The following is a 16,152-nucleotide window of genomic DNA, read 5'->3' on the forward strand; positions in this document are numbered from 1 at the left end:
CAGGCGCGCCGCCTCGATATGGGCGCGCAGCACCCGCTCCTGCACCGCCTCGGGGGCGGCGTCGGCGTAGTGGTAATCGAGCCCGGCCTCGCCGATCCCGACGCAGCGCGGGCTGGCCGCGGCGATCTCCGCGATCGTTCCGGCGGCGACGTCCGGCTCATCGGCGGCCCCGTGGGGATGGGTGCCGATCGTGTACCAGACCTCCGGATGAGCCTCGGCGATCGCCCGGTAGGTGTCGGCCTTGGCGACCCGGGTGGCGATGGTGAGCATGCCGGTGACGCCCGCGGCCTTCGCCCGGGCGATGACCCCGGGCAGGTCGGCGGCGAAATCCGGGAAGTCGAGATGGCAGTGGCTGTCGATGAGCATCGGGTCTCGGGGCCGTCGGGCGGCAAGATTCGTCAGGCGGACGGGGTCTCGGGGCGCTCGAAGCGCGGGAAGATCGGCGCGGGGGCGGCGAGCGCCGTGCCCGGCACGAGCCGGCCCCCCTCCCCCACGGCGGCGAGGCTGCGCCGGTCGGCCGGCACCGCCAGCAGGTCGAGGAGCTTGGCGGCCGCCCCCGGCACGAAGGGCTGGGTCAGGATGCCGAAGACGCGCAACGCCTCCAGCGTCGTGTAGAGCACGGCGTTCATCCGCGCCGGGTCGGACTTGCGCAGGCGCCAGGGCTCCTGGGCGGCGAAGTAGCGGTTCGCCTCCGCCACCACGGCCCAGATCTCGGCGAGGATGCTGTGCAGCGCGAGGTCGCCCATCAGGGTGCGGGCGCGCTCCGGCAGGGCATCGACCTGGGCGAGCAGGGCGCGGTCGGCCTCGTCCAGGCTGCCCGGATCCGGCACCGCACCGTCACAGTTCTTGGCCACCATCGAGAGCGAGCGCTGGGCGAGGTTGCCGAGGTCGTTGGCGAGATCGGCGTTGATCCGGCCGATGATCGCCTCGTGGCTGTAGCTGCCGTCGCCGCCGAACGGCACCTCGCGCAGCACGAAGTAGCGCACCGGGTCGACGCCGTAGGTGTCGGCAAGCTCGAACGGGTCGAGGACGTTGCCCAGCGACTTCGACATCTTCTCGCCCTTGGAGAGCAGGAAGCCGTGGCCGAAGACGCGCTTGGGCAGGGGCAGCCCGGCCGACATCAGGAAGGCCGGCCAGTAGACCGCGTGGAACCGGACGATGTCCTTGCCGATGATGTGCAGATCCATCGGCCAGAATTTTTTTCGCGGATCGGACTCGTCGGGGAAGCCGGTGACGGTGAGATAATTGGTGAGCGCATCGACCCATACGTACATGACGTGGTTCGGATGGCCGGGCACCGGCACGCCCCAGTCGAAATTGGTGCGGCTGACCGAGAGGTCCTTGAGGCCGGAGCGCACGAAGCTCGCCACCTCGTTCCGGCGGGTGTCCGGCCCGATGAAGTCGGGCTGGTCCGCGTAGAGCTGCAGCAGCCGGTCCTGATAGGCGGAGAGCCGGAACAGGAAATTCTCCTCCTCCATCCACACGACCGGCGTGTCGGTGGCGAGGCTGCGGCGGCTGCCGTCCTCCAGGAGCCGGGTCTCGGCCTCGTCGTAATAGGCCTCGTCGCGGACCGAGTACCAGCCGGCATATTTGTCGAGGTAGATGTCGCCGTTGGCCTCCATCCGCCGCCAGATCTCCTGGGCGGCCGCGGAATGGCCGGGCTCGGTGGTGCGGATGAAGCGGTCGTAGGCGCAGTCAAGCCGGTCGGCCATCGCCTGGAACCGGGCGGCGGTGCCGTCGACATACGCGCGCGGGGTGGTGCCGGCCCGGGTCGCGGCCTGCTGGATCTTCAGCCCGTGCTCGTCGGTCCCGGTGGAGAACAGCACGTCGTAGCCGTCGAGCCGGTGGAAGCGCGCGATGGCGTCGGCGGCGATCACCTCGTAGGCATGGCCGATATGGGGCGCGCCGTTGGGGTAGGAGATCGCGGTCGAGAGGCCAAAGGTTTTTTTCAGGGGCGCCGGGGCGTTGGACGTCACGTCTGTGGTGTTCCGGATGAGCGCGGGAAGCTGCCCGCGTTGTCGCGCGACCGGAGCCGGGACGCAACCGTCGCGACCGGCAAGACCGGCGCTGCCGCGACGGCGGCCGGTCCGGGAGGCGGCCGTCGTCAACCGTCTCCGGACATGCGTTATCGTCCCCGCGCGCCGGTGGCGCCGGGGGCATGGCCCGGGAGCGAACACGAGGGACGCGGGACGCCGCGGGAACCCAGGTGTCGGCCAAAGTCGCGCGGGATCCGATCCCCGCGGCGCCCCGCGGCATCGACCGGGCGCCTGCCCCGGCCGGTGCCGTCTTTCTCGTCGCGGCGTCTCCAGCGCCCCGGTCCTGCGACTCCCTGTTAGCGGTCTCGGGCGAGGCCCAGGCACGCCGTGCCCGCACCTCCGGAACCCGCATCAGCGCCGTGGCCTTCCAGCCGCCCCCCGCCTCGTAGTGGGCGGGTCCGCAGGTCGCTCAGGGTCGGCCCAGAGGCGGGTCGGCGCGGGGGCATTTCCTCGACCCCGCCGGGCAAACTGCCGCCCGGTCTCACGCCCGCTTCCGAGACACGCCCCGCACCGGTCCGCCGCCCGGGGCGATGGCGGCTGAAAGCCACCGACGCGGGCGCCGCCCCGCCCCCGGACCCGCCCGGTCAGCCACCGGGCGGGCCCCCGAAGGACGCCCCGGGATCGCTCCCGGGACGCCGCGGACAGGTGCGGTCAGGAAGCACAAAATAGGAACATTGTCAAGGTGCGGGCGGCGCGTCCGGTCGGTGAGGCCCTGCGCCCATCGATCCGCGCGGTCATTCCGGGGCGCCGCAGACGAACCCGGACCCGGAGGGGTACGCCGGAGCCGGGCGACCTGGGACACCGTCCGTGCGAGGCCGTGCCGCCTCGGCGTGTCTGGATCCCAGGCCCCGCCGGGCGGCCCCGGGACGACGGGATGCGGCGGCCTCGCGCGGCGGCCTCTCACGGCGCCCATCGCCCGCGGCACCGCCGCGTCCGGCCCTACGCCACCTCGGCGAGGTCCCCGAACAGGGACAGCATCACCGGGCGCCGGTCGAGGTTGTAGATCGCCGCCTCCCGGGCGGCGCGGCCGAACCGGTCGGCGACCTCCACCAGGGCGGCGAGGCGGGCGGGGGGCTCGTCCCGGCGCCGGTCGATCTCGGCCGAGACGAAGCGCAGCACCGCGTCCTGGGCGGCCTCGAACCGCGCCTCCGCGTCGCGGCCCGCCAGGGTCTCGGCCAGCTTGAGCACCCGGCCCCAATCGGGCGTGCGCGCCCGCGCCAGCAGGGTCTCGATCTCGGCCACGAGGCCGGCGGTGACCGGATCGAGCATCGCCAGCGCCCGGGCGACCGAGCCCTCGCACTGGGCCAGCGCCCGGGCCAGGGCGGTCTCGTCGGGTTGCGGGAAGGGCTCGGGCAGGCCGCGCACCACCTGGGCGACCGCCTCGGGGGACAGCGGGCGCAGCATCAGGACCCGGCAACGGGAGCGGATGGTCGGGAGCAGCCGGCCGGGCTGGTGGGACAGGATCAGGAACAGCGCCCGGGGCGGGGGCTCCTCCAGGACCTTGAGCAGGGCGTTGGCGGCGTTGGCGTTGAGATCCTCGGCGCTGTCGAGGATGCAGACCCGCCAGCCGGAATCCGTGGCCGTCGAGGCGAAGAGGTCAAGGGCCCGGCGCACCATGTCGACCGAGATCTTGGTCGGCAGCGTCTTGGTGCCGGCGGTCCGGTGGCGGCGCAGGACCACCAGATTCGGGTGCGACAGGCCCGCCACCTTGCCGATGACGGCATCGTCCGCCGGCACGTCGAGGCCCGCCGGCCCGCCGCCCGCGGGATGGGCGAGCAGGCGGCGCGCGACCCGGTAGGCCAGCGTCGCCTTGCCGATGCCGGGGGCGCCGCCGATCAGCCAGGCATGGTGCAGGCGGCCCGCCGCGATCGCGGCCGCGAAGGCGTCGGCCGCCGCCCCGTGGCCGACGAGCCCGAGGGTCTCGCGCGGGCGCGGGATGCCCGACAGGTCTCCGGGCTCGACGTCGTCGGCGGCGCGGTCCACGGGTTTCATGCGAGCCTTCGCTCCTCTGGCGGTTCCGGCACCGCTGCGCTTCCGGAAGCCCACGGGCGGTGCCCAGCGCCCCCGAGAGCGCCCCTCGGAACGCCCCTGGGCCGGTCGCACCGGCCTCGCCCGGGCCTCACCGACCCACCCCGTGCCGGTCGCGCGCGGCCCGGCGTGCCGAGCCTGCGTGCCGAGAATGGGCCTCTCCGGCATTCTCGCGCGCGGAACGAAGGGCGAGCGGAGGTTCCACCGCCGACGCGCCCTGCGCCCCGTGATCGTGCGCCGGCTCGACCTTGACGGGGCAGCGCCAGGGAGCGGCGGTTTCCATCCGGACGATAGCCCGAACGGGGCACGCCGCAAACCGGCCGCGGAGCGCCGCCGCTCACACCGCATCGCCGCTTCTGCCCGTCCCCTTCGGCCGGTCGGGCAGAAGCTCGGGCAGCCGGGACGCGACGACGGCCCGGATCGCCGCCTCGACCGTGTCCGGATCGCGGGACGCGTCGATCACCGCGCAGCGCTCCGGCTCGGCCCGGGCGATCGCCAGGAAGGCCTCCCGCAGCCGGATGTGGAAGTCGAGGGCCTCGGCCTCGAACCGGTCGGCCCCCTGCCCCGTCCCGGCGCCGCGCCCGGCCGCGCGGGCGAGGCCCGCCTCGGGGGCAAGGTCGAGGATCAGGGTGAGGTCGGGCCGGGTCGGGCCGACGACGACCCGCTCCAGGGCGTCCACGATCCCGGGATCGAGGCCGCCTGCGGCGCCCTGATAGGCCCGGGTCGAGTCGATGAAGCGGTCGCACAGCACGATCTCGCCCCGGCGCAGGGCCGGACGGATCAAGCGGTCGAGGTGGTCGATCCGGGCGGCGCTGAACAGCAGGGCTTCCGCGAAGGGGCCGTAGGGCTTGGCGACGCCGTCGAGCAGGGCCGTGCGGATCTCCTCCGCCCGCGGCGAGCCGCCGGGCTCGCGCGTCACGCAGACGGCCCGGCCCGATTGCGCGCGCAGGGTCGCGGCGAGGCGGGCGATCTGGGTCGACTTGCCGGCCCCCTCCCCCCCCTCGAAGGTGAGGAAGGCGCCGCCCGCCTCCGCGGGATCCCGGAGCCGCAGCACGGTCACGCGCGCGCCGTCACGAGGGGTTGGCCGCCCCGGCAGCACCCTTGTCCGTCCCCTTGTCGCCACCCTTGTCGCCGCCCTTGCCGGCCCGGTCGAGGGCCTTGCGGACGAGGCCGGTGCCGAATTCCAGCGCCGCATCCATCGCCCGCTGCGACAGCGTGCCGGGCTCCACCGAGGCGCCGGCGTAGAGGGGCTGGTCGAGGGCGACCGTATCGCCGCGCTGGATGCGCAGGACGCCGACCCGCCGGCCCTCCTCCACGGGGGCGACGAGGGGCCCGGTATAGATCACCTTGGCGCTGACCCGGTCGCTGGAGCCGCGCGGCAGCAGGACCCGCACGGGCTTCTTCGCCACCAGCGGCACCGAGCCCGACTGGCCGCCATACACGGAGGCCTCGGCCACGGTCTCGCCCGGCGTGAAGACCTGCCGGGGCTCGAAGGCGCGGAAGCCCCATTCCATCAGCTTGCGCGACTCGGAGGCGCGGTCCCGGGCGCTCTTCAGCCCCGAGACCACCAGAACGAGCCGCTGGCCGTTCTGCACCGCCGAGCCCGTGAGCGCGTAGCCCGATTCCTCCAGGTAGCCGGTCTTGAGCCCGTCCGCGCCGATGTCGAGGGCGAGCAGCGGGTTGCGGTTCTGCTGGCGGATCTTGTTCCAGGTGAACTCCTTCTCGGAGAAGATCTTGTAGTAATCCGGGTAGGTGTCGATGATGTGCAGCGCGAGCTTGGCCATGTCCCGGGCCGTGACCTTCTGGTCGGGCGCCGCGTAGCCGGTGGCGTTGCGGAAGGTCGAGTTCGTCAGCCCGATCTCCTTGGCGCGCTGGTTCATCAGCCCCGCGAAGGCCTCCTCGGACCCGGCCATGTTCTCCGCGATGGTGATCGCCGCGTCGTTGCCCGACTGCACGATCAGGCCGCGCAGCAGGTCCGCCATCTTGATGCGGCTGTTGACCTGCGCGAACATCGACGAGCCGCCCCCGCCGGCGCCGCCGCGCTTCCACGCGTCCTCGGTGACGGTGAACTCCGTGTCCATGGAGAGGCGGCCGGATTTCAGCGCCTCGAACACGATGTCGGTGGTCATCAGCTTGGCCATGCTGGCCGGCGAGAACCGCTCGTCGGCGGCCTTCTCGAACAGGACCGAGCCGGAATCGGCGTCGATCAGGATCGCGTGCGGGGCCGCGGTCTGGAAGCTCTGTGCGGCGGCGGCGGCGAGGCCGGCGCCCAGGGCGCAGGCGGCCGCGAGGAGGGTGAGAAGGGGTCTGCGCATTACCGTTCCGTCCCACGCCTGCCGCCGGCCCGGAAGCATCCCGGCCGTATCCCAATAACAAGCGTGACCATATTACGGTTTCGGCGCCGGATCGAACGCGAAATGCCGCATCGGCGGCCGAGACCCGGCCGGGATCCGGCCGAGGCCCCGATGGCCGACGCCGCGGGCGGCGTCAGTAGATCCCGGCCAGGCGGGCGTGATGGGCGCCGGCAGGGGCGGCGATCCTGCTCGGTGACGCCTTGCCGGGCGCCGCGGACTTGGCGGGCGCTGCGGACTTGGCAGGCGCCGCGGACTTGCCGGGCGCCGCCTTGGACGGCGCGGCCGCCGCGGGCTTGGCCGGCACGGCGGCGAGGCGTGCCATGGCGAGCTTGGCCGAGGCCGGCAGCGGCGCGGAGGGCGGCGCGGAGGGGCCCTTGGCGAGCTTCGTCGGGCCGGGCGCCGGAGCCCCCCGGCCGTGGACCTCGGCGAGCGCCGGACGGGCGGCCGAGCCGGGTTTCGAGGCGATTTTCCCGGCAGCGGCATGCCCAGGCGCCTGGGGCGCTCCCTGGGCGAGGGCCGGGTTGAGACCCGCGACCTTCAGGTTGCCGGCCCCGACGCCGCCACCCTTGGCGGCGGCGGTCTGGACGGGGGCGGGCCGGAACTCCCGCACCCGCGGGGCGGTGGGCTGCACGGCCGCCGGGACCGTCACGGCGGCGGAGGCCAGCATGATCGGCGCGCGCACCGGTGCCGTCCTCTCGGGCCGCGCGGCCGGGGTCTCGGCGGGCTCCGACGCGGAATCCTGGGCGGGACGGAAGGCCAGCGGCGCCGGGGCGGAGCGCGTGTAGCGCTCCGTGTCCTCGGTCGGGCCGAGATCGGCCATCATCACGGTCGAGCGGCCGGCCGGCCGGCCGTCGGTGCGCAGGCTGGCGAGCAGCTTGCGGTCGTCGCTGCCGGCCACCGAGGCCTTGCCGACATATTCGACGCGCACATGCGCGGTGCCCTTGCGGTGGAAGCCCAGGGCGTCGGCCGCCTCCTCCGACACGTCCATGACGCGCCCGGCATGGTAGGGGCCGCGGTCGTTGACGCGCACCACCATCGAGTAGCCGTTGTCGAGGTTCGTCACCCGGGCGTAGCTCGGCAGCGGCAGGGTGGGGTGGGCGGCGGCGATCGAGTGGCGGTCGAACACCTCGCCGTTGGCGGTCATGCGGCCGTGGAAGGCCGAGCCGTACCAGGAGGCGAGCCCCTCGCGCACGTAGCCGTTCGGATTCTCCTTCGGCACGTAGGTCTGGCCGGCGACCACGTAGGGCTTGCCGGTGTAGCGGCGGCCGCCGCCCTTCGGGATCACGTCGCCCTCGTTGTAGAGGCGCGGGCTCGCCTTGACCCCGTATTTCGGGTCGATACCGTTCCCGGCGGCGAGCTTCTGCTGGGGCGAGGTGGCGCAGTTGGCGGTGGCCAGGGCCACGCCCGAGACGGCCATGAGCCGCAGGGCGAGGCGCGCCGGCCGGGGAAGCGTCGTGCGCACCATCGTGGGGGTCACCAAACTCTACGCGTGGCCGGGGCCCGAACCGGACCGGATCCGGACGCGCCAAGAGGCCCGCGGCCGGGTCCACCCAGAATTGTAGGGATCGCGTAAAGGAAGCCTGAACGTTGCCGGAGGTCGGGGTTCAGGCGCTGCGCCCGACGGTGCCGGGCGGTTCGTGCGTGATCTCAGGATCGACGCATAAATGGCTGTTCGAGAAGGGGAAAGGCGCTCCCGGAGGGCATCTCCCTCCCCGCCGCGGGGGAGGGAGGCGGAGCCGCCTGCCCTCAGCGGGACTGCGCGTCGGTCAGCTGCGCGATCGACTGGGCGCCGCGCTGCTTGAACAGCAGGTCGAGGCCCTCCAGAATCAGGGCGTGCATCTTGGTCCTCTCGGCGTAGGCGAGGTCGCGCAGCTGGTCGTAGACCGGCGGCTCCAGATAGACCGACATCTGGCGGGCCCGCTGCTTGAGCGTGGCCGCGGGCTTCGGCACCGGAGGCGCGAGGGTCAACGACACGATCTCGGCGCCCTGCGGCCGGACCGCCGGCGCGGATCGGGCGAGGGGCTTCACCTGCGGGCTCGCCGAGGCCACGATCGCCGCGAGGCTGAGCTTAGGCGGCTTGGACATGCTGACCCGTCCTCAGGGGCTGCGTGCGGCGCTCGATCCAGGACCAGAGGCGGCGGACCTCCCCGGCGGCCTGGCCCTTCGGGTTGAATTCGGTGACGCCCTGCCCGAGGCCGATCGCGTCCTGGTGGTCGGTGCGGGCGACGATGTTCACGTCGGGCAGGATGCCGAGCACCGTCAGCCCGTCCGCGGCGTCGCGGACCCGGTAGGAGCGCGGCGGGGTCTGGTTCAGCACGAAGGCGAACTTCTTCTCCAGCCGGTAGACGGCGGCCAAGGTCGGCTTGAACGCCCGCAGGTCCGCGGGGGTCGGCCGGCACGGGATGATGCACAGGTCCGCCGCGCGGATCGCCGACAGCGTGCCGGTGGAATCGACCCCCGGCGTGTCGATGAACACGTAATCGTAGGCGGATTCGCGCAGGCGCTCCATCACGGCGTCGATCTGGGTGGCGTCGATCTGCGCCACCTCGGGGCCGTCGGCGGTGCGGTGGTCGAGCCAGTCGGAGATCGTGGCCTGCCGGTCCATCTCCAGGATGCAGACCGTGTGGCCGGCTTCCCGGGCGGCCACCGCCAGGGAGATGCACAGCGTGCTCTTGCCGCTGCCGCCCTTCTGCGTGACGAAGGTGATCGCTTTCATCCTGGGCGTCCTCCAGAAGGCCCCGTGCATCCGTTCGGGCGCCCGCGACCGCCGGTCGCTGCGCCGTCTGGATCAACCTCAGGTATGGAATTTGCGGCGTGCCGCGATCCTGTGACCCAAGGATGTCCCAAGGCAGGTTGCGGCCGACATGGTTAACGACCCGTTAAGACGGCGCGTCGTTCCGAAGATCCAGGCCCAATGCGGCCACAGGCTATCCATCTAAACTTCAGGTTAAGATTCTTAGCATATAGAGAGTTAACAGCCTTTCCAGCGGCGCTCGGATACCGTAGCGTGAGCGCGGGTGAGACGAGGAGTCCGATGGGGGTGAAAACCTCAAGTTTAAAAGCGGGTGTCGCCCCGGCGCGGACTGGCGCGGCCGAAGCCCCGATCCCGCAAGCCGTTCTGGAAGCCTCCGGCGTCGTGGGCACCTGGGCCCACGATTACTGGGCGGGGCAGCTGGCGCTCTCGGCCACCTTCGCGGATCTGCTCGGCCTCGACCCCGAGGCCGCCGCCGGCGGGGTGTCCCTCGAGGTTTTCCTCGATCACACCCATCCCGAGGACCGCATCCGGATCGAGAGCTACCTGCACGCGATGGCCGAGACCGGCGGTCCGGTCGAGGCGGAGTTCCGCACCCGCGACACGCGCACCGGGATCCGCACGCTCCTGATGCGCGGCCGGATCGAGCGGGACCCCGCCGGCGGGGCGACCCGGGGGCGCGGCATCGCCATCGACCGCACCGAGGAGCAGGCCGCCAATCTCGTGCAGAGCGAGCGGGTGGTGAACCGGATGGCCGAGCACATCATCGCCCTGCGCGACCTCGCCCGCGCCCTGCACCGGCCGACCCTCACCGACCGGATCGAGCACCTGATGATCGAGATCGGCTTCGAACTCGCCCGCTTCCTGCCCGAGCCCGAGGACGAGCCCCGCCACTGAGGACGCCCGCGCCCGCCCGATTGATCGCGCCCGTCCCGGCAAGCTACGGTCCCGGCAACATTTTGCCGGGAGGACGGGGATGGCCCGCGACACGATTTACGACCGCGACCTCGACCGCGTCCCGGCCAACCACCAGCCGCTGACCCCCCTGCTCTACCTGGACCGGGCCGCGCGGGTGTTTCCCGAGCACGTGGCGGTGGTCCACGGCCCCCTGCGGCGCTCCTACCGGGACCTCTACGCCCGGGCGCGCCGCCTCGCCTCGGCGCTGGCGGCGCGCGGGATCGGCCGGGGCGACACCGTGGCGGCGCTGCTGGCCAACACTCCCGAGATGATCGAGTGCCACTACGGCGTGCCGATGACCGGGGCGGTGCTCAACACCCTCAACACCCGCCTCGACGCCGGCGCGATCCGCTTCTGCCTGGAACACGGCGAGGCCGCGGTGCTGATCACCGACCGCGAATTTTCCCGCACGGCCGCCGCGGCGCTGGAGGGGCTGGAGACCAAGCCGTTCGTGATCGACGTGGACGATCCCGAATACGACGGCCCCGGCGCCCGGCTCGGCGAGACCGACTACGAATCGTTTCTGGCCGGCGGCAACCCGGAGCACGACTGGCGTCTCCCGGACGACGAGTGGGACGCGATCGCCCTGAACTACACGTCGGGCACCACGGGCGACCCGAAGGGCGTGGTCTACCACCACCGGGGGGCGGCGCTGCTGGCGCTCGGCAACGTCATCACGGGCGGGCTCGGCCAGCACCCGGTCTATCTCTGGACCCTGCCGATGTTCCACTGCAACGGCTGGTGCTTCCCCTGGACCCTGTCGGTGGTGGCCGGCACCCATGTCTGCCTGCGCCAGGTCCGGGCGGAGGCCATGTACCGGCTGATGGACGAGCACGGGGTCACGCATCTCTGCGGGGCGCCGATCGTGATGCAGATGCTGATCAACGCCTCCGATGCCGAGCGCCGGGACCTGCACAGGCGCGTCGCGTTCTTCACCGCCGCCGCGCCGCCGCCGGAGGCGGTGCTCGCCGGCATGTCGGAGGCCGGGTTCGACGTGACCCACCTGTACGGCCTGACCGAGAGCTACGGGCCGGCGGTTGTGAATGCCTGGCACGGCGACTGGGACGCCCTCGCGGCCGACCAGCGGGCGGCCAAGAAGGCGCGCCAGGGCGTCCGCTATCCGGTGCTCGAGGCCCTCGACGTCCGCGACCCTGAGACGATGGAGCCGGTGCCCGCCGACGGGGCCACGATCGGCGAGGTGATGATGCGCGGCAACGTGGTGATGCGCGGCTACCTCAAGAATCCCGCCGCCACCCAGGCCGCCTTCAAGGGCGGCTGGTTCCGCACCGGCGACCTCGGGGTGAAGCACCCGGACGGCTACGTGCAGCTCAAGGACCGCTCGAAGGACATCATCATCTCGGGGGGCGAGAACATCTCGTCGATCGAGGTGGAGGACGCCCTGTTCAAGCACCCGGCGGTGGCCGCCGCGGCGGTGGTGGCCAAGCCCGATGCGAAATGGGGCGAGACCCCCTGCGCCTTCGTGGAGCTGAAGCCCGGCGCATCCCCCAGTGCCGACGAGCTGATCCAGTGGTGCCGGGGGCGGCTGGCCTCCTACAAGCTCCCCCGCCACGTGGTGTTCGGCGAATTGCCCAAGACCTCCACCGGCAAGGTGCAGAAGTTTATCCTGCGCGAGCGGGCCCGGCAGGAGGGGACCTGACCGGCATCCGTCAGAAGATCCCGGCGGACGGCGCTGACGCCGCCCGCTCGGACCGATCAGGCCTGCGGCGGAATCCGGCGGTCGACGCGGACCGGGACCGGCACCGCCCTGGGGGCGGACCCGGCGTCGCGGAGGTCCGCGAGGATCTGAGCGACGAAGGCCTGGAGCGACACCAGGCTGAACAGGCTGATGGCGGCGACCAGGGCGGCGGAAACCAGGGTCTTGGCGGTTGCGGGATCCACGGCTGGAGTCCTTGGCTTTGCCCCGCCGCGGGTGATCCGGGCGAGGGGCGCGCGTAGCGGCGCCGATGCGATCCCAAGGTGGGCGTGCCGCCCGCGCCGCGCCAGCACCGCCGCGGGCGCGCCTGGCATGCGCCGGGGGCCGGGCTCGGCCGCGATCCGGTTGCCGTGACGCTTCGCCCGACCCCGCCGCGGACATCGCGGGCGGGATGGTGCAGCTTTCCCGGCTGGCCGAACGTTGCGTTTCCCGCAATAAGCGCCCGCGCTGAGTGGCGCGCATCCGGGAGAGACGGCATGGCCGGCAACGGCATCGCGAACGGCGCCCGCGCGGCGCTGCTCGCCGTTCAGGGGCTGAGCCTGTCTGCCGGGCTGGCCGCCGGGTTGGCGGCGGGACTGGCCCGGGCCCAGGGCCCTGTCCCGGCCCAGCCGCCGGCGCAGGCCGCCGCCCCCCAGAGCGTGGCGCCCGCCTCCGCCCCGGCGGGACCGTCCGAGCCGGTGACGCGCGCCGGCTATTTCTACATCGGCGGCCGCTACCAGAAGCTCGGCGACAAGACCGTGATGGTCGGCCAGATGTTCGTGCAGTCGCGCAGCCCGGCCCGGATCACGCAAGCCTACCCGGTGGTGATGGTCCACGGCCTCGCCCAGACCGGCGTGAACTACCTCGCCACCGCGGATGGCCGCCCGGGCTGGGTGCAGCGCTTCGTCGAGAAGGGCTACCCGGTCTACGTGGTCGACCAGGTCGGGCGCGGGCGCTCGGGCACCAACCCGGAGGTCTACGGCCCCTACGACCGGCTCGGCACCCGCAGCCTGGAGCGCACCCACACGGCCCCGGAGGTCTACGACCTGTACCCGCAGGCCAAGCTCCACACCCGCTGGCCGGGCGGGGCGGGCGTGCCGGGCAACGCCGCCTTCGATCAGTTCTTCGCCAGCCAAGTTCCCTTCCTCGCCAACAGCCAGCAGACCGAGGAGCTGGTCGATCCCGCCCTGCTGGCCCTGCTGGAGAAGATCGGTCCGGCGATCCTGATCACCCACGGCCAGGCGGCCCTGTTCGGCTGGGCGGCCTCGGATGCGCGGCCGGACCTCGTCAAGGCGCATGTCGCCGTCGAGCCGAACGGCCCGCCCTTCTTCGACGTGCAGTTCCGCGGCGGCAAGGAGTTCTGGGAGAAGACCGGGGACGGGCGCGCCCGGGCCTACGGCCTGACCCGCATGCCGCTGACCTTCGATCCCCCGGTCAAGGCCCCCGAGGACCTGATCGTGGCGCAGCAGGCCAAAGGGTCTGACGCCAAGGGGGGCGATCCGAAGGGGGGCGACGGGCGGATCCGCTGCTGGCTGCAGGGCGAGCCCGTCCGGGCCCTGCCGAACCTCGCGAAGGTGCCGACCGTGGTGGTGACCGCGGAGGCCTCGTTCCACGCCACCTACGACGAGTGCACCATCGCCTTCCTGACCCAGGCCGGCGCCAAGCCCGACGTGGTCCGGCTGGCCGATCAGGGCCTCCACGGCAACGGCCACATGATGATGCTGGAGACGAACAGCGACGCCGTGGCGGACGTCCTGGCCGGCTGGATCGCGGGCCGCGTGAAGTAGCCCCGGGCCGCCGGGCCGCGGGCCCGGTCGCTGCACCACCGATACGTGTTGAAATGGCAACAGCCCTCGTCTTCCGCGCGAAGGCTGCTTGCGGCCGCGCCCGGCTGCCCGTAGTCCGGGGCTGGAAAGATCAAGTATTACAGTAGTTTATCACGATTCTAAACAGCGCGGCCGACACGTCGGGGGCGAATCCGGCGAACGCGGCCGGCTGCCCGCAGCGTCGCATCCGGCAAGAGATCATGAGAGCCGCCCACCCCCTCCCCGGCGCCACGGGCATCGTCCGGCGCGTCACCCTGCGCACCCTCCTCGCCGGCGCCTCCCTGGCCGTCCTGGCGTGCAGGCCGCGCCGGGCCCGGCCCGCGCGCAGGACGCCGCGCCGCGCCGCGGTGCCGCCGCGGCGCCGGCCGGCAGCAGCGTGCAGCTCGAGGAGCTCAGCGTGGAGAGCCAGGGCGGCGGCGGGCCGGCCTCCGCGGTCCGCGCCGGGGCGCCCGCGCGCGCCGTGGAGAGCCCGACCGGCCCGATCGACGGCTACGTGGCCCGGCGCTCGGCCACCGCCACCAAGACCAACACCCCGCTGATCGAGACCCCGCAATCGATCACCGTCGTGGGCCGCCAGCAGATCGACACGCAGAACGCCCAGACCCTGCAGCAGGCGACCCAGTACGTGGCCGGCACCTATGCGGGCACCTTCGGCGCGGATTCGCGCCTCGACTATTTCCAGCTGCGCGGCTTCGTGGCGAGCGATTACGGCCTCTACCGCGACGGCCTGCAGCTCCTGAACTACGGATTCGCGTATTACCGGGTCAACACCTACGGGCTGGAGCGCGTCGAGGTGCTGCGCGGCCCCGCCGCGGTGCTGTTCGGCGCCGGCAATCCCGGCGGCCTGATCAACCAGGTCACCAAGCGCCCGACCGAGACGCCGTTCGGCTCCATCGAGGTCGGCGGCGGCTCCTTCGACCAGCGCTACGCCGCCTTCGACGTCGGCGGCCCGGCGGATCGGGAGGGCCACTGGTTCACCCGCCTGACCGGCTACGCCCGCAACGGCGGCACCCAGGTCCAGGGGGCGCCGGACGACAGCTACTACATCGCCCCGGCCTTCACCTATAAGCCGGACGGCGCGACCCGGCTCACGATCCTGTCGAGCTTCCAGCGCGACAACTCCGCCGTGACCTCGAACTTCCTGCCCTATTACGGGACGGTGAAGCCGACCGCGCTGGGCCTGCGCATCCCGCGCGCGCTCAACGTCGGCGATGCCGGCTTCAACACCTTCCGGCGCGACCAGGCCTTCATCGGCTACGAGTTCGAGCACGCCTTCGACGAGACCTGGACGGTTCGCCAGAACGCCCGCTACGCCTTCGCGGAGAGCTACCAGAACTCCTATATCGGCCAGCTCGGCTACGCCGATCCGCAGCAGACGCAGCTCGCCCGCTACCTGTTCCGGGACCACGCCAAGGTCGCCCAGCTCGACGTCGACACCCAGGCCGAGGCGCAGTTCTCCGACGGCTTCTTCCGGCACGACTTCCTGATGGGCGTGGAGTACCGGAACTTCCAGATCCACGACAACCAGGCCTCGGGCTTCCCGGCCCCGAACCTGAACATCCTCGCGCCGGTCTACGGTCCGCAGACGGTCTCCGCCTCGCCGTACCTGATCAACGCCGACTCGTTCCAGCAGGTCGGGCTCTACTTCCAGGACCAGATCAAGCTCACGCCGGAGCTGAGCCTGATCCTCGGCGGCCGGCAGGACTTCGTCGACAACCGGGTCTACGACCGCCTGACGCCCGCCAACAGCAACGGCCGCAACGACAGCGCCTTCACCTACCGGGCGGCGGCGATCTACAACTTCGACTTCGGCCTCGCGCCGTACGTGATGTACTCGACCTCGTTCCAGCCGCTGATCGGCACGGACATCAACAGCCAGACCTTCAAGCCGGAGACGGGCGACCAGATCGAGGGCGGCGTCAAGTTCGAGCCGCCGGGCCAGGGCTACTTCCTGACCTTCGCGGGCTTCGACATCCACCGCAACAACGTGCTGACGCCGAACCCGGCGAACACGCTGTTCCAGAGCCAGCTCGGCGCGGTGCGCTCCACCGGCTTCGAGGCGCAGCTGGTGGCCAACCTGTTCGACGGCCTCAACGTCGTCGGCTCCTTCACGGTCTTCGGGATCAACACCGTGCGGGGCACCGTCGACCAACTCGGGCGCGTGCCGGTCAACACCCCCGAAAACCTCGCCAACCTGTTCTTCGACTACACGATTCCGACCGGCGACTGGCGCGGCTTCGGCTTCGGCGGCGGCGTGCGCTACATCGGCCGCTCCTTCGCCGACGTCGGCAACACCCTGCGCCTGCCGGACTACGTGCTGTTCGACGCGCAGGTGCACTACGATTACGAGAACTGGCGCTTCCAGGTGAACGCCACGAACCTCGCCGACCGGCGCTTCGTCTCCTCCTGCCAGGCGCAGAATTCCTGCTTCTACGGCGATGCCCGGCGGGTGCTGGCGAAGATCAGCTACAAGTGGTGAGGCGGGGCGCCCGGGTTTCACGGTCCC

General features: G+C 72.2%; 13 protein-coding genes (1 of these 13 cut by a window edge). 4 read left to right on the top strand and 9 right to left on the bottom strand.

Features of this window, described 5'->3' with window-relative positions; genetic code table 11:
• The 8 genes from PQI07_RS24135 to PQI07_RS24170 form a co-directional block, all read right to left on the bottom strand.
• Positions 1-366 carry the 5' portion of a TatD family hydrolase gene (locus PQI07_RS24135; RefSeq protein ID WP_179698577.1) on the bottom strand. It extends 438 nt beyond the left edge of the window, so the window shows 366 of its 804 coding nt (coding positions 1-366); it begins with the start codon at positions 364-366; the stop codon falls past the left edge of the window.
• Between the two features lie 32 nt (positions 367-398).
• Entirely contained in the window at positions 399-1,976 is a 1,578-nt protein-coding gene (gene metG / locus PQI07_RS24140) for a methionine--tRNA ligase (RefSeq protein WP_179698576.1), read from the bottom strand.
• A gap of 999 nt (positions 1,977-2,975) precedes the next feature.
• Complete coding sequence (locus tag PQI07_RS24145; protein WP_179698575.1) at positions 2,976-4,028, bottom strand: DNA polymerase III subunit delta'; 1,053 nt, start codon at positions 4,026-4,028, stop codon at positions 2,976-2,978.
• A gap of 373 nt (positions 4,029-4,401) precedes the next feature.
• On the bottom strand, positions 4,402-5,124 hold the full coding sequence (gene tmk / locus PQI07_RS24150; protein WP_182592904.1) for a dTMP kinase: 723 nt from the start codon (positions 5,122-5,124) through the stop codon (positions 4,402-4,404).
• 10 nt (positions 5,125-5,134) lie between these two features.
• Positions 5,135-6,379: a D-alanyl-D-alanine carboxypeptidase family protein gene (locus PQI07_RS24155; protein ID WP_043354561.1), complete on the bottom strand. Its 1,245-nt coding sequence runs from the start codon at positions 6,377-6,379 to the stop codon at positions 5,135-5,137.
• 172 nt (positions 6,380-6,551) lie between these two features.
• Positions 6,552-7,883 (bottom strand): septal ring lytic transglycosylase RlpA family protein, encoded by a 1,332-nt coding sequence (locus tag PQI07_RS24160; RefSeq protein ID WP_043761076.1) that lies wholly within the window; start codon positions 7,881-7,883, stop codon positions 6,552-6,554.
• A gap of 281 nt (positions 7,884-8,164) precedes the next feature.
• Positions 8,165-8,503, bottom strand: coding sequence for a ribbon-helix-helix domain-containing protein (locus PQI07_RS24165; protein ID WP_043354543.1), 339 nt, complete (start codon positions 8,501-8,503; stop codon positions 8,165-8,167).
• Positions 8,487-9,134, bottom strand: coding sequence for a ParA family protein (locus tag PQI07_RS24170; RefSeq protein ID WP_274927564.1), 648 nt, complete (start codon positions 9,132-9,134; stop codon positions 8,487-8,489). Before PQI07_RS24170 ends, PQI07_RS24165 begins: the two co-directional genes overlap by 17 nt.
• A 318-nt stretch (positions 9,135-9,452) precedes the next feature.
• Between PQI07_RS24170 and PQI07_RS24175 the strand changes: the two genes are divergently transcribed.
• Together PQI07_RS24175 and PQI07_RS24180 are read left to right on the top strand one after the other, a co-directional pair.
• Positions 9,453-10,067, top strand: coding sequence for a PAS domain-containing protein (locus PQI07_RS24175; RefSeq protein WP_051044948.1), 615 nt, complete (start codon positions 9,453-9,455; stop codon positions 10,065-10,067).
• A 79-nt stretch (positions 10,068-10,146) separates the two neighbouring features.
• Entirely contained in the window at positions 10,147-11,784 is a 1,638-nt protein-coding gene (locus PQI07_RS24180; RefSeq protein ID WP_274927565.1) for an acyl-CoA synthetase, read from the top strand.
• A gap of 56 nt (positions 11,785-11,840) precedes the next feature.
• Here the strand turns inward: PQI07_RS24180 and PQI07_RS24185 are convergent, their stop codons facing one another.
• Complete coding sequence (locus PQI07_RS24185; RefSeq protein WP_043354537.1) at positions 11,841-12,026, bottom strand: hypothetical protein; 186 nt, start codon at positions 12,024-12,026, stop codon at positions 11,841-11,843.
• 291 nt (positions 12,027-12,317) lie between these two features.
• On the opposite strand from PQI07_RS24185, the gene PQI07_RS24190 reads away from it, so the two are divergent.
• Both PQI07_RS24190 and PQI07_RS24195 read left to right on the top strand, forming a co-directional pair.
• Positions 12,318-13,607 (top strand): alpha/beta hydrolase, encoded by a 1,290-nt coding sequence (locus tag PQI07_RS24190; protein ID WP_274927566.1) that lies wholly within the window; start codon positions 12,318-12,320, stop codon positions 13,605-13,607.
• 334 nt (positions 13,608-13,941) lie between these two features.
• The gene (locus tag PQI07_RS24195) at positions 13,942-16,125 is read left to right on the top strand and encodes a TonB-dependent siderophore receptor (protein ID WP_446720969.1); all 2,184 of its coding nucleotides are present in this window, start codon (positions 13,942-13,944) and stop codon (positions 16,123-16,125) included.
• Positions 16,126-16,152 lie beyond the last annotated feature (27 nt).

The sequence above is a fragment of the Methylobacterium sp. 092160098-2 genome, from assembly GCF_028920805.1.
GTDB classification, from domain to species: Bacteria; Pseudomonadota; Alphaproteobacteria; order Rhizobiales; family Beijerinckiaceae; genus Methylobacterium; species Methylobacterium fujisawaense.